Source organism: Pseudomonas sp. (assembly GCF_046581935.1).
GTDB lineage: Bacteria > Pseudomonadota > Gammaproteobacteria > Pseudomonadales > Pseudomonadaceae > Aquipseudomonas.
Map to the genome: position 1 here is coordinate 46,100 of NZ_JAYGFK010000015.1, position 13,841 is coordinate 59,940.

General features: G+C 60.2%; 10 protein-coding genes. All 10 read left to right on the forward strand.

Translation table 11 applies throughout. The features are described from left to right. The first annotated feature begins 14 nt into the window (after positions 1-14). Positions 15-1,379: a DUF3426 domain-containing protein gene (locus VCA57_RS13495; protein WP_411185552.1), complete on the forward strand. Its 1,365-nt coding sequence runs from the start codon at positions 15-17 to the stop codon at positions 1,377-1,379. Between the two features lie 179 nt (positions 1,380-1,558). Continuing rightward, positions 1,559-2,557, forward strand: coding sequence for a tRNA dihydrouridine synthase DusB (gene dusB, locus VCA57_RS13500; protein WP_411185553.1), 999 nt, complete (start codon positions 1,559-1,561; stop codon positions 2,555-2,557). After that, positions 2,554-2,874, forward strand: coding sequence for a DNA-binding transcriptional regulator Fis (gene fis / locus VCA57_RS13505; RefSeq protein WP_411185554.1), 321 nt, complete (start codon positions 2,554-2,556; stop codon positions 2,872-2,874). Before dusB ends, fis begins: the two co-directional genes overlap by 4 nt. Before the next feature lie 73 nt (positions 2,875-2,947). Further along, complete coding sequence (gene purH, locus VCA57_RS13510) at positions 2,948-4,552, forward strand: bifunctional phosphoribosylaminoimidazolecarboxamide formyltransferase/IMP cyclohydrolase (RefSeq protein ID WP_411185555.1); 1,605 nt, start codon at positions 2,948-2,950, stop codon at positions 4,550-4,552. Positions 4,553-4,723: 171 nt separating this feature from the next. Continuing rightward, complete coding sequence (gene purD / locus VCA57_RS13515; RefSeq protein WP_411185556.1) at positions 4,724-6,013, forward strand: phosphoribosylamine--glycine ligase; 1,290 nt, start codon at positions 4,724-4,726, stop codon at positions 6,011-6,013. Between the two features lie 113 nt (positions 6,014-6,126). After that, the gene (locus VCA57_RS13520; protein ID WP_411185557.1) at positions 6,127-8,925 is read left to right on the forward strand and encodes a response regulator; all 2,799 of its coding nucleotides are present in this window, start codon (positions 6,127-6,129) and stop codon (positions 8,923-8,925) included. Positions 8,926-9,000: 75 nt separating this feature from the next. Next, a complete protein-coding gene (locus VCA57_RS13525) occupies positions 9,001-9,597 on the forward strand; it encodes a MarC family protein (RefSeq protein WP_411185558.1) in 597 nt (198 codons plus the stop codon). A gap of 225 nt (positions 9,598-9,822) precedes the next feature. After that, positions 9,823-11,625 (forward strand): allophanate hydrolase, encoded by a 1,803-nt coding sequence (gene atzF, locus VCA57_RS13530; RefSeq protein WP_411185559.1) that lies wholly within the window; start codon positions 9,823-9,825, stop codon positions 11,623-11,625. Between the two features lie 4 nt (positions 11,626-11,629). Next, on the forward strand, positions 11,630-12,364 hold the full coding sequence (locus tag VCA57_RS13535) for a GntR family transcriptional regulator (protein WP_411185560.1): 735 nt from the start codon (positions 11,630-11,632) through the stop codon (positions 12,362-12,364). An 81-nt stretch (positions 12,365-12,445) separates the two neighbouring features. Then, the gene (gene urtA, locus VCA57_RS13540; RefSeq protein WP_411185561.1) at positions 12,446-13,711 is read left to right on the forward strand and encodes an urea ABC transporter substrate-binding protein; all 1,266 of its coding nucleotides are present in this window, start codon (positions 12,446-12,448) and stop codon (positions 13,709-13,711) included. The last annotated feature ends 130 nt before the right edge of the window (positions 13,712-13,841 follow it).

A 13,841-nucleotide genomic window follows, 5' to 3' on the forward strand; every position in this document is an offset into this window, starting at 1 on the left:
AGCCGGATCGCCGCATGACCCAGAGCTTCGTCACCCAGTGCCCCCATTGCCGCACCAGCTTTCGCGTGAATATCACGCAGCTAGGTGCCGCCCATGGAGCCGTGCGCTGCGGAGCCTGCCTGCACGTGTTCAATGCCGCGCAACAGCTACGCGAACAAGGCCAGCAACTGCCGGCTAGCCCGACTGCAAGTACGCCACCAGCGCCACCCGCCGCGAGCAAACCCGCTGCACCCGCTGCACAACAGCCCGCCTTAACCACTAAGCCGCCAGCAGCACAACCGGCTACGCAGCCCAGTGACAAGACCGGCCACGATACCCTGTGGATTCATGATGACCTGGACCTCGACAGCCTCGACCTGGATGAAGAGTTAGCCAAGCTTGAAGCTCAGGAACAACAGCTGTCCAAGCAGTTCCTGGCGATTGATAACGCGGCAAAATACAACGAGAGCTTCCTGGCCGCCGAACCCGACGAGCGCGATCCGCTTGATGAGCGCTGGGCCGAAGCACTGTTACAGGATGAGCAGCCCAAACCGGCTGCCAGCCTGACCTTGCAAAAAGACAGCGCGCCAATCACCCCTGCGCCATTAACGTCCACCGCACCTCTGGCGCCACCACAGCCCGCACCGATAGCACTACCGCCGCTGCCGTTTAGTGCACCAGAGCCAACAATCGCCGACCGCCGCGCTGCACCAGCAGAGGCAAAGATCGAACACATCGAACTGCACGCTGAGCGCAAACCCTTCAACGCCCTGCGCGACGACGATGCGGATGATGACGAAATCGACGCGGCACCTGTGGCGAAGAAAGCCCAACGCAGCGAACCCGGCCTACGTGACGAGCACCTGTTTGAGCTGGACGACGAACCGCTGCAGCTGGACTGGCAACCACCCAAGAAACCCTGGGGCCGCCGAATCGGCTGGGGCCTGCTAAACCTGCTGGCTGCAGCGGCGCTGGCCGGTCAATACGTGACCTACCACTTCGCCGAACTGGCACGCCAAGACCAGTACCGCCCGTGGTTTGAACAGCTATGCCCGGCAGTCGGCTGCCAACTGCCGTCCAAGGTTGATATCGCACAGATCAAGAGCAGCAACCTGGTGGTACGCAGCCACCCGGAATTCAGCGGTGCCCTGGTGGTCGACGCCATCCTGTACAACCGCGCGCCGTTCTCGCAACCCTTCCCGCTACTGGAAATGCGCTTTGCCGATATCAACGGCCAATTGCTTGCCAGTCGTCGCTTCAAACCCAGTGAATACCTCGCTGGCGAGCTGGCCGGCAACACGGAAATGCCGCCGCAAACGCCGATCCATATTTCCCTGGATATCCTCGACCCCGGCACCCAAGCCGTGAACTACAGCCTGAGCTTCCACTCCCCGGAATAGCCCACAGTCGGTGCACCGCGCGTGAATCTGCGACAACCAAACCCTTCGCGATAAGCCCATAGCTGTTCAGAATTTGTTCAAAACAGCCTTTCTCCGGTCATCCAGAGCGGGTATCATGCCCACCCTTTTTCGCACTCTCCTATTTGTTCAACAGCTGGTCTCTTGAGCAGGGAAGCCCTATGTCGGCGCTACGCATCGGCCCTTATACATTGCCAAACTCGCTGATCCTCGCCCCCATGGCGGGCGTCACTGACCAGCCGTTTCGTCAGCTGTGCAAGCGTATGGGCGCAGGTTTAGTGGTGTCGGAGATGGTCACTAGCGATATGCGCTTGTGGCATACCCGCAAGTCGAGCCTGCGCATGGTGCACAGCGGTGATCCCGAGCCACGCTCGGTACAGATCGCCGGTGGTGACCCGCAGATGCTCGCCGATGCCGCGCGTAAAAATGTCGAGTCAGGCGCACAGATCATCGACATCAACATGGGCTGCCCAGCCAAAAAGGTCTGCAACAAGGCCGCTGGCTCCGCCCTATTGAAAGACGAAGTATTGGTGCGCGAGATTCTCCAGGCAGTCGTCGCCGCGGTGGATGTACCGGTGACCCTGAAGATTCGCACCGGCTGGGACCGCGAGAATAAGAACGGCATTAACGTAGCAAAGATCGCCGAAGACACCGGCATTGTCGCGCTGGCCGTGCATGGCCGCACCCGCGCCGACCTATATATGGGCGAGGCCGAGTACGACACCATCGCTGCGATCAAGCAGGCGGTGTCGATTCCGGTGCTGGCCAATGGCGATATCGATTCGCCGCAAAAAGCCAAGGCGGTATTGGCCGCCACCGGTGCCGATGGCCTGCTGATCGGCCGTGCAGCGCAGGGCCGGCCGTGGATCTTCCGGGAAATAGAACACCACCTGCGTACCGGTGAGCTGCTGCCGGCACCCAGCCTGACTGAAGTGGAACACATTCTGCTTGAACACCTGACAGCGCTGCACGCCTTCTACGGCGATGTAATGGGCGTACGGATTGCCCGTAAGCATGTCAGTTGGTATCTCGCAACCTTGTCGGGCGCCAAGGAGTTTCGCGCCCAATTCAATCGTCTAGACAGTACGGACGCGCAGTGCGCCAACGTTCGCGAGTTTTTCAGCGAACGGCATAACAATGGAGAAGGGGTGGCCGCATGACGATGTTGACTGAGACTTTAGGAAGTGAAATGGCTCCCGTGAGTGACAACAGCAGTTTGAAGCAGCATCTCAATACGCCGAGTGCAGAGGGGCAAACCCTGCGCGGCAGCGTTGAGAAGGCCCTGCACAATTATTTCGCCCACCTTGAGGGCGCAGACGTCTGTGATGTCTACAACCTGGTGCTGACCGAAGTGGAAGCGCCGCTGCTGGAAACCGTAATGAATTACGTCAAGGGCAACCAAACCAAGGCCTCCGAACTACTTGGCCTGAATCGCGGCACTCTGCGCAAGAAACTCAAGCAGTACGACCTGCTGTAACCCAAAACTCCCGAAAAGGGCGGCCTACATGAGCCGCCCTTTTTGCTGACACCTCCGCCTGATGGACTCTGAAATGACCGACCAGACCACCCGCCTCCCCGTTCGCCGTGCCTTGATCAGCGTTTCCGACAAGACCGGCATTCTTGAGTTTGCCCGTGAACTCGTCGCCCTCAATGTGGAAATCCTCTCCACCGGCGGCACCTACAAACTGCTCAAGGACAACGGCGTCGCGGCCGTGGAAGTGGCCGACTACACCGGCTTCCCGGAAATGATGGACGGTCGCGTCAAGACCCTGCACCCGAAGATTCACGGTGGCATCCTCGGCCGTCGTGCCATCGACGGCGCAGTGATGGACGAGCACGGTATCAAGCCAATCGACCTGGTGGCGGTCAACCTGTACCCCTTCGCCGCTACCGTGGCCAAGCCTGGCTGTGACCTCGCCGACGCCATCGAAAACATCGACATCGGCGGACCAACCATGGTCCGCTCGGCTGCCAAGAACCATAAAGATGTCGCCATTGTGGTGAACGCTGGCGATTACGCCAACATCGTCGAGTCCCTGAAAACCGGTGGCCTGAGCTACGCCCAGCGCTTCGACCTGGCACTGAAAGCATTCGAGCACACGTCGGCCTATGACGGCATGATCGCCAACTACCTGGGCACCATCGAACAGAGCCGCGACACGCTGAGCACTGCCGAGCGCAACCTGTTCCCACGCACCTTCAACACCCAGTTCATCAAGGCGCAAGACATGCGCTACGGTGAAAACCCGCACCAGAAAGCCGCGTTCTACGTTGAGCATGCCAGCGAAGCCTGCGTGGCGACCGCCGTGCAGCTGCAGGGCAAGGAACTGTCGTTCAACAACGTCGCCGACACCGACGCCGCGCTGGAGTGCGTGAAAAGCTTCGTCAAACCCGCCTGCGTAATCGTCAAGCACGCCAACCCGTGCGGCGTGGCTGTGGCCCTGGACAGCGAAGGCGGCATTCGCCAGGCCTATGAGCTGGCCTACGCCACCGACAGCGAGTCGGCCTTCGGCGGCATCATCGCCTTCAACCGTGAGCTGGACGGTGCCACCGCCCAGGCCATCGTCGAGCGGCAGTTCGTCGAAGTGATCATCGCGCCGAAAATCAGCGCTGAAGCCCGCGCCGTCGTCGCCGCCAAAGCCAACGTGCGCCTGCTGGAATGCGGCGAGTGGCCGGCTGAGCGCAGCGCTGGCTGGGACTTCAAGCGCGTCAACGGCGGCCTGCTGGTACAGAGCCGCGATATCGGCATGATCACCGCAGAAGACCTGAAAATCGTCACCCAGCGCGCGCCGAGCGAGCAGGAAGTGCACGACCTGATCTTCGCCTGGAAAGTGGCCAAGTTCGTCAAATCCAACGCCATCGTCTACGCCAAAGGCCGCCAGACCATTGGTGTCGGCGCAGGCCAGATGAGTCGCGTTAACTCCGCACGCATTGCTGCCATTAAGGCCGAGCATGCTGGCCTGCAAGTGGCGGGTTCGGTGATGGCGTCCGACGCCTTCTTCCCGTTCCGCGACGGCTTGGACAACGCTGCAGCCAACGGCATCACTGCAGTGATCCAGCCTGGCGGTTCGATGCGCGATGCAGAAGTGATCGCAGCGGCAGACGAAGCCAATATCGCCATGGTCTTCACCTCGATGCGCCATTTCCGTCATTGATTTGATGGGTATCGCTGCGCTCCACCCATCCTACGACCTCGTAAGGGGCTGCCCGTTTTGAACCGTAGGTTGGGTTGAGCAAAGCGATACCCAACACCGTTTTCGTAGGGTGGATAGCGCTTTTTCTATCCACCGAACGGGCCCACGGCCCGCCTCCATTGGGAGAGAGACATGAACGTATTGATCATCGGCAGCGGCGGTCGTGAACACGCCCTGGCCTGGAAAGTCGCGCAAGACAAGCGCGTCACTAAAGTCTTCGTGGCACCGGGCAATGCCGGCACAGCTACTGAAGCCAAGTGCGAAAACGTCGCTATCGACGTGTTGGCCATCGAGCAATTGGCCGACTTCGCTGAGAAGAATGTGCAACTGACCATCGTTGGCCCGGAAGCACCGCTGGTGGCTGGCGTGGTCGATCTGTTCCGCGCACGCAAGCTGGATGTCTTCGGCCCCACCGCTGCCGCCGCGCAGCTAGAAGGCTCCAAGGCCTTTACCAAAGACTTCCTCGCCCGTCATGCAATCCCAACCGCTGACTACCAGAACTTCACCGAAGTCGAGCCAGCCCTGGCCTACCTGCAGAAAGTGGGTGCGCCGATAGTGATCAAGGCCGACGGCCTGGCAGCGGGTAAAGGCGTAATCGTCGCCATGACCCTGCAAGAAGCTGAAGACGCCGTGCGCGACATGCTCGCCGGCAACGCGTTTGGCGAAGCCGGTTCACGCGTGGTGATCGAAGAGTTCCTCGACGGCGAAGAAGCCAGCTTTATCGTTATGGTCGACGGTGAAAACGTGCTACCAATGGCCACCAGCCAGGACCACAAGCGTGTCGGCGACGCTGACACCGGCCCAAACACTGGCGGCATGGGTGCTTACTCCCCGGCCCCCGTCGTGACTGCCGATGTACACCAGCGGGTAATGGACGAAGTGATCTACCCGACCGTGCGCGGCATGGCGGCTGAAGGCAACGTCTACACCGGCTTCCTTTACGCCGGGTTGATGATCGACCAGGCCGGCAAGCCGAAAGTCATCGAGTTCAACTGCCGCTTTGGCGACCCGGAAACCCAGCCGATCATGTGCCGACTGGAAAGCTCCCTGGTCCTGCTGGTCGAAGCCGCACTGGCCAAGGCGCTGGACAAAGTCGAAGCCACCTGGGACCCACGCCCGACAGTCGGCGTAGTAATCGCAGCAGGCGGCTATCCCGGTGATTACGCCAAAGGCGATGTGATTGAAGGTCTGGAGGCAGCGGCGCAACTGGAAGGTAAAGTATTCCATGCTGGCACTGCGCTGAAGGACGGCCAAATCGTCACGGCTGGTGGCCGCGTACTCTGCGCCACCGCCATCGGCCGTACCGTGGAAGAGGCTCAACAGCAGGCTTACCGCCTGGCCGAGAAGATCAGCTGGAACGGCAGCTTCTACCGCAACGACATCGGTTACCGTGCCATTGCCCGCGAACGCGAGGGGAAATGAAGGTAAATTAACGGTAAAGCACAATAAAGGTGGCCGATTGGCCACCTTTTTCATATTTCCTTGACATGCAGCATGGCTATAATCCGACCACTTATTATTGAAGGGACTTCATTGTGCGCCGGCTGAGGATTGCCATTGGACTGTTGCTTGGCCTGCTGCTCGCGCTCAGCGCGTGTTTGTCTATGGCCAACGCAGATGAGCAAAGCGCTCCGAGCAGAGCTACTGACTGGTCGATCCTAGTCGATAAAAGCGCCAATATCGCAGTTGAAGATGCGCATTCGATGCAAGCGCAATTCACCCCACTGAGCAAAAAATCCTTCACCTTCCCGCCCAGCGAACAAGCCATCTGGTTACACGCGAACATAACCGGACAAACCGCACCGTCCTGGCTGTGGGTATTCGCACCACGCGTGCAGTACCTCGACTATTACCTGCTGCGTAACGGCCAGATCGAACAAAGTCTGCACACTGGCGAAGCCCTGCCACTAAGCGCCCGCCCGCTGCCGTCACGCTCTTACCTGATGTCCCTGCCCAACGATAATCAGGTGCGGGAAATCTATGTTCGCATGGCCTCAAACCACCCGCTGATGGTGTGGTTCAACGTCATCGGCGAAGCCGAACTGGTGAGCATGGAGAAGCCCGCCTATGTCTTTGGCGCGCTACTCGGCGGCCTGCTGCTGCTGACGCTGTATAACATCACCCGCTTCGTCTATAGCCGCTCGACCAGCAGCCTGTGGCTAAGCGCCATGCACCTCAACCTGGCCATTTGCGCGGCCGCCAATCTCGGCATGCTGGCGGTGTGGATTCCCAGCCTTGGCTACAACCAGTCGCTGATTGCCGACATCTGTGCACTGCTCTCAGCGTTTTGCTTGCTGCTCTTCAGCATCAGCTTTTACAAAACCACCAGCGTGCAGAAAAAACCGATCAACATCCTACTGTTCAGCATGGCCGGTGTGATCTTCACGATTGCCCTGATCATTCTGACCACCGGCATACTGTGGTTCAGCTCCCTGGTTTATCTGCTGGTCATCGTCAGCTCTCTGTGCGTGATGCTGGTGGCGGGGTTGCACTGGCGCAGCGGCTACCAGCCAGCGCGACTGATCATGACCGGCATGCTGGTATTCAACCTGGGTTTCAGCATTTTTATCCCGGTACTGTTTGGCCTCGACCAGCTCCACCCAGGCTGGCTGGTTACTGGCGTATTCAGCATCGCCACCCTCAGCGGCCTGGTGCTCACTGTTTCGCTTACCGAGCGACAGCGACAGATCCAATATGAAACTCTCGACGAACGCACCAGCATCGCCGCCAGCTCCGCCGAACTAAAAGCCAAAGCCGAATTCCTCGCCAAGATCAGTCACGAAATCCGCACCCCGATGAATGGCGTGCTGGGCATGACCGAACTGCTGCTAGGCACGCCACTTTCCGCCAAACAGCGTGACTATGTACAAACCATCCATAGCTCAGGCAACGAACTGCTCACGCTGATCAACGAAATCCTCGACATTTCCAAACTCGAAACCGGACAGATCGAGCTGGATGATGTGCAATTCGACCTCAATGCACTGATCGAAGACTGCCTAGACATCTTCCGCGCCAAGGCTGAGCAACAGAAGGTCGAACTGATCAGCTTTATCCAGCCGCAAGTGCCACGCGTCGTCAGCGGCGACCCTACGCGCCTGCGCCAGACCCTGCTAAGCCTGCTGGACAATGCCTTCAAACAGACCGCTGAGGGCGAAGTCCTGCTGGTCGTGGCCCTTGACACCAATGCCGAGCAACCGCGCCTGCGCATTGCCGTGCAAGACAGCGGGAAACCGTTAGACGCCAGCGAACGCGATGCCCTGCTGAATACCGAACTGCACAGCAAGGACTTCCTCGCCGCCACCGAGCTGGGCGGCCGTCTTGGTCTGGTTATCGCCCGCCAATTAGTGCGCCTGATGGACGGCGAGTTCGGCATTCAGAGCGGCGGTAGCCAAGGCTCAACCCTGTGGCTGACCCTGCCGCTGGACGCCACGCGCTTGGAACAACCTACAGCCGACCTCGACACCTCACTGCAAGGTGCACGCCTGCTGGTGGTGGACGACAACGACACCTGCCGCAAAGTCCTGGTACAGCAATGCAGCGCCTGGGGCATGCAAGTCAGCGCCGTGCCATCAGGCAAGGAGGCCTTGGCCCTGCTGCGCACCAAAGCGCACCTGCGCGAATACTTCGATGCTGTACTGCTGGATCAAGACATGCCCGGCATGACCGGCATGCAACTGGCCGCACGAATCAAGGAAGACGCCAACCTCAACCACGACATCCTCGTCATCATGCTCACCGGCATCAGCAATGCGCCAAGCAAGATCATTGCGCGCAACGCCGGGATCAAACGCATCCTGGCTAAACCGGTGGCCGGCTACACCCTGAAAACCACCCTGGCCGATGAACTGGCGCAACGCGGCAAGGGCGACTCACCGATGTTCAGCCCAGCCCCCGTGAGTGCACCGCTGAATGTACCCAGCGACTTCCGCATTCTGGTCGCCGAGGACAACACCATCTCCACCAAGGTCATCCGCGGCATGCTCGGCAAGCTCAACCTGCAACCCGACACCGCCAGCAACGGTGAAGAAGCCCTTATTGCGATGAAGGCTCAGCAGTACGACCTGGTGCTGATGGACTGTGAAATGCCCGTGCTCGACGGCTTTTCCGCCACCGAACAACTGCGCGCCTGGGAAGCTGCCGAGCAGCGCCCACGCACGCCGGTGGTGGCGCTCACCGCACATATCCTCAACGAGCACAAAGAGCGCGCGCGCCAAGTCGGCATGGACGGCCACATGTCCAAGCCGGTGGAGATGTCGCAACTGCGCGAGCTGATTGAGCACTGGGTAGCCGAGCGCGAAGTCCGCGAGAAGCATAGCGCCCAGCCCTCCTAAGCCAGCTGCCGGGATTGCCCGGCAGCCGCTACCCCCGTACCCTGCCCCCCGTGTTTACTGAGACGAGTCTTACCCATGGCGTCCGCGCTGTTCAGCCTGTATTTGAAATTGCTGGTGCTCTATAGCCCATTCTTCGTGCTGTCGTGTTTTATCGGCCTGAGCCGTGGCTACACGATCAAGGAACGCAAACGCCTGGCCTGGAAGGTCGCCACCGGCGTACTGATCGCCAGCGTGCTGCTGTACCTGTTCGGCAAATATATTTTTACCCTGTTCGGCATCACCATCGACGCCTTCCGCATCGGCGCAGGCAGCGTGCTGTTTATCTCGGCACTGGGCATGGCCCAAGGCAAGTCAGCGGTACAGAGCGATAACGTGCAGCAAGACGTGACCATCGTGCCGCTGACCATTCCGCTGACTGTCGGTCCTGGCACCATTGGTGCGCTGCTGCTGATGGGTGCCAGCCAGCCGGACTGGGGCGACAAGGCCATAGCAGTGCTGGGTATCGCCCTGGCCAGCCTGACGGTCGGTGTGGTGCTGTACATGTCCAACCAGTTCGAGCGCTTACTCGGCGATCAAGGTTTGCAAATTGTCAGCCGCCTGATGGGCCTGTTCGTCTGCGCCCTGGCCGCACAGATTATCTTCACCGGCGTGAAGAACTACCTCGCGCTCTAACCCAGAGCGGCTAAACCGCGCAGGCTGATTACGTCAAGCCTGCGCGACCCTGCATAACCAACACCACGCACCACAAGCAGACAACCGGCCCCAACACGGTGCGCCGCCACGGGCAACGTGCGCCTAAAAAACAGCTCTGCGCCTGAGAAACCAGCACTTCCGTAAACTGGCATTGCCCTTGCTCTAAGCAATCCATCACTTGGATACAAGATGGAATTTAAGAGCATGACCAACCCCACTCTGGCTTTTACCCTTACCGATTGGCAGCAGGCTTACCGCGACGCACAATCCCCCGCTGAACTGCTGAGCAGCCTGCGCACTGAGCTAAACACAGCGGATAACGCCTGGATCGCGCTGGCCAGCGATGCACAACTAAGTGCCCAACTCGATGAATTGCAAACGCTGCTGGAGGCTGCCGACGGCGACCGGAGCAAGTTACCGTTGTACGGCGTGCCTTTCGCCATCAAGGACAACATCGACGCGGTTGGATGGCCAACCACCGCCGCCTGCCCGGAATTTGCCTACAACGCCGCCGCCGACGCTACCGTGGTCGCTCGCCTGCGCGCAGCCGGGGCCATCCTGCTTGGCAAGACCAACCTCGACCAGTTCGCCACCGGCCTGGTCGGTACCCGCTCACCGCATGGCGCGGTGTGCAACAGCGTCAACCCGGCGTACGTCAGCGGCGGTTCCAGCTCTGGCTCAGCCAGTGTAGTGGCGCGCGGTTTAGTACCGTTTTCGCTGGGCACCGACACTGCCGGTTCCGGCCGTGTGCCCGCTGGCTTCAACAATATTGTCGGGCTTAAACCAACCAAGGGCTGGCTGCCCAATACCGGTCTGGTGCCGGCCTGCCGCACTCTGGATTGCATCTCGGTATTTGCCCTGACCGTGGCCGACGCCCTGAGCGTGGCGCAGATTGCCGGCGGCTATGATGCAGCGGACGCCTACAGCCGCCACAACCCGAACAGCGCCAAGGTCGGCATGCCAGTCAAACCGCGTCTGGCGGTGCCAAGCAACCCCGAGTTCTTCGGCGACAGTGGCAATCAGGCGGTATTCGCCCAAGCCTTGGGCAAACTGCGTGAGCTGGGTGCCGAGCTGGTGGAGATTGACTTCGCGCCCTTCCAGCAACTGGCCGAGCAACTTTATTACGGTTCCTGGGTGGCCGAACGCACGGTCGCACTGGAAGGCGTCAACCCTGAGCACATCAACCCAGTGGTGCGCGGCATTGTCGCCAACGGCCACAAGTACAGCGCCTGTGATGCCTACAAAGCCGAGTACATCCGCGCAGAGCTGAGCCGCACGATTAACGAAGCGCTGGCGGGATTCGATGCGCTGGTGGTGCCGACCTCACCGACCATCCGCACCCTCGCCGAGATGGAGGTCGAGCCGGTGCTGTTCAACAGCCAGTTCGGCACCTACACCAACTTCACCAACCTCGCCGACCTCTCCGCCCTGGCACTGCCTGCCGGTTTCCGCGCCGATGGCTTGCCGGCCGGTATCACCCTGATCGCCCCAGCCTGGCATGACCACGCCCTAGCCGCCTTCGGCCAACGCTGGCAACAGGCCCTGGCCCTGCCACTCGGTGCCACCGCACGCGCTCTACCGTTCCAGGCACCGAGCAGCACCCCAGCGCCGGGTTGTGTACGGCTGGCGGTGGTTGGCGCGCACCTGAGCGGCATGCCGCTGAACTTTCAACTGACCAGTCGCGATGCGGTTCTGGTGGAGCAAACCACCAGCGCCGCCACCTATCGCCTGTATGCCCTGCCCGGCACCGTACCGCCTAAGCCGGGGCTGTCGCGAGTAGCCGAGGACGGCGCAGAGATTATCGTCGAGCTGTGGGACATCCCCCAGGCGCGCTTTGGCGAATTTGTCGCAGAAATCCCCGCGCCGCTGGGCATCGGCAACCTGCAGTTAGCGGATGGTCGTTGGGTCAAGGGCTTTATCTGCGAGCCCTACGCCCTCGACGGTGCCCGCGACATCACCAGCTTTGGCGGCTGGCGCGCATTTATCGCCAGCCAACAGCAGGGCTAACCCGATGCAACTGAGCGGCACGTCAGGCCTGTCCAAGGTTCGCCCGGAGAATCTTGCCGAGCGCATCTACCAGCAGCTCAAGGACGATATTTTCGAGTTTCGCCTGCTCCCAGGTGATCGCTTTTCCGAAGGCGAGATCGCCGAGCGCGTGGTCGCCAGCCGCACGCCGGTGCGTCAGGCGCTGTATCGCCTGCAACGCGAAGGCTATTTGCAGGTGCATTTCCGCAGCGGCTGGCAGGTCAACCCATTTGACTTCGCGCATTTCGAGGAGCTTTACGACGTGCGCATCGTCCTCGAACTGGAGTCGGTGCGCCGCTTGTGCGCGCGCCCCGCAGACGAGCACAGCAGTGCACTCACGCTGCTAGCGCGCACCTGGCTGGTGCAGCCAGAGCAGCGTTTGCACGACGAGCGTGAAGTATCGCGCCTTGATGAGCACTTTCACTGCCAGTTAGTCGAGGCCGCAGGCAACCGCGAAATGGCCCGCCTGCATGCCGAGGTGAGCGAGAAAATCCGCATTATCAGGCGTTTGGACTTCACCCAAGCGCCACGCGTGACGGCCACTTACGCAGAACACGGGGCAATTCTTCAGGCAATTCTGGCCAACCAAGCAGAAGAGGCACAGCTATTGCTCAAGACCCATATAGAGGTCAGCAAGGCCGAGGTGCGCAAGATCACCCTACACATGCTGCACAACGCACGTCAGCGCACCAACCCGGCACCCGAGGTAACGCCTTCGTAATCGACCCTGTTGCAACTGCCAAACAGACAACTAAAAAAACCAGCAGCTCAAACACTTAAGTTCGTGAATGGAGATCGCACCATGCAACGTCGCAATCTGATCAAGGCCTTCACCCTGACCGCGTCAATCGCCGCCATGGGCATGACCTGGACCGTGCAAGCCGCCGAAACAATCAAGGTCGGTGTGTTGCACTCGCTGTCCGGCACCATGGCCATTTCCGAAACGTCGCTGAAAGACATGGCCTTGATGACCATCGACGAGATCAACGCCAAGGGCGGTGTGCTCGGCAAGCAACTCGAAGCAGTGGTCGTCGACCCCGCCTCCAACTGGCCGCTATTCGCTGAGCGCGGCCGCCAGTTGCTGACCCAGGACAAAGTCGCCGTAACCTTCGGCTGCTGGACCTCGGTATCACGCAAATCGGTATTGCCGGTTTATGAAGAACTCAACGGTTTGCTGTTCTACCCCGTGCAGTACGAAGGCGAAGAAATGTCGCCAAACGTGTTCTACACCGGTGCTGCGCCAAACCAACAGGCCATCCCGGCGGTAGAGTACCTGATGAGCGAAGACGGCGGCGCGGCCAAGCGCTACTTCCTGCTGGGTACTGACTACGTTTACCCGCGCACCACCAACAAGATCCTGCGCGCCTTCTTGGTCAGCAAAGGCGTGGCCGAGAAAGACATCGAAGAGGTCTACACACCATTCGGCCATAGCGACTATCAAACCATCGTCGCCAACATCAAGAAGTTCTCCGCTGGCGGTAAAACTGCGGTGATCTCCACCGTTAACGGCGACTCCAACGTGCCGTTCTACAAAGAACTGGCCAACCAAGGCATCGAAGCGACCGACATCCCAGTGGTCGCTTTCTCCGTAGGCGAAGAAGAACTGCGCGGCATCGACACCAAGCCGCTGGTTGGTCAACTGGCCGCCTGGAACTACTTCCAGTCCGTGGAGAATCCGGTCAACACCAAGTTTGTAGCCGACTGGAAAGCCTACGCCAAAGCCAAGAAGCTGCCGAACGCCGACACCGTGGTAACCAATGACCCAATGGAAGCCACTTACGTGGGCATCCATATGTGGGCGCAAGCTGTTGAGAAAGCAGGCACCACCGACGTTGATAAGGTGCGTGAGGCCATGGCCGGGCAGACCTTTGCCGCGCCAAGTGGCTTCACTCTGACCATGGACAAAACCAACCATCACCTGCACAAGCCAGTGATGATCGGTGAAGTGCAGGAAGACGGGCAGTTCTCCGTGGTCTGGCAGACCGAAGGGCCGATCCGCGCCCAGCCGTGGAGCCCGTACATCGAAGGCAACGACAAAAAGCCGGATCACCCGGTCAAGTCGAACTAAGGCAAAAGCCCTCCCCTTGAGCGTGATGACACGCCGCGCGTGCTGACCAACCCTTTTGTAAGAGATGGGTTGGTCAGCCACGCAGGGAGAGGGTCGCTGTAGCCCGGATGCGATCCGGGAAGACCGCTCC

Bases quoted from the DNA above. Each gene is read 5' to 3' on its own strand.
- VCA57_RS13495 (WP_411185552.1), top strand. From the start codon at position 15: ATGACCCAGAGCTTCGTCACCCAGTGCCCCCATTGCCGCACCAGCTTT.
- dusB (WP_411185553.1), top strand. From the start codon at position 1,559: ATGTCGGCGCTACGCATCGGCCCTTATACATTGCCAAACTCGCTGATC.
- fis (WP_411185554.1), top strand. From the start codon at position 2,554: ATGACGATGTTGACTGAGACTTTAGGAAGTGAAATGGCTCCCGTGAGT.
- purH (WP_411185555.1), top strand. From the start codon at position 2,948: ATGACCGACCAGACCACCCGCCTCCCCGTTCGCCGTGCCTTGATCAGC.
- purD (WP_411185556.1), top strand. From the start codon at position 4,724: ATGAACGTATTGATCATCGGCAGCGGCGGTCGTGAACACGCCCTGGCC.
- VCA57_RS13525 (WP_411185558.1), top strand. From the start codon at position 9,001: ATGGCGTCCGCGCTGTTCAGCCTGTATTTGAAATTGCTGGTGCTCTAT.
- atzF (WP_411185559.1), top strand. From the start codon at position 9,823: ATGACCAACCCCACTCTGGCTTTTACCCTTACCGATTGGCAGCAGGCT.
- VCA57_RS13535 (WP_411185560.1), top strand. From the start codon at position 11,630: ATGCAACTGAGCGGCACGTCAGGCCTGTCCAAGGTTCGCCCGGAGAAT.
- urtA (WP_411185561.1), top strand. From the start codon at position 12,446: ATGCAACGTCGCAATCTGATCAAGGCCTTCACCCTGACCGCGTCAATC.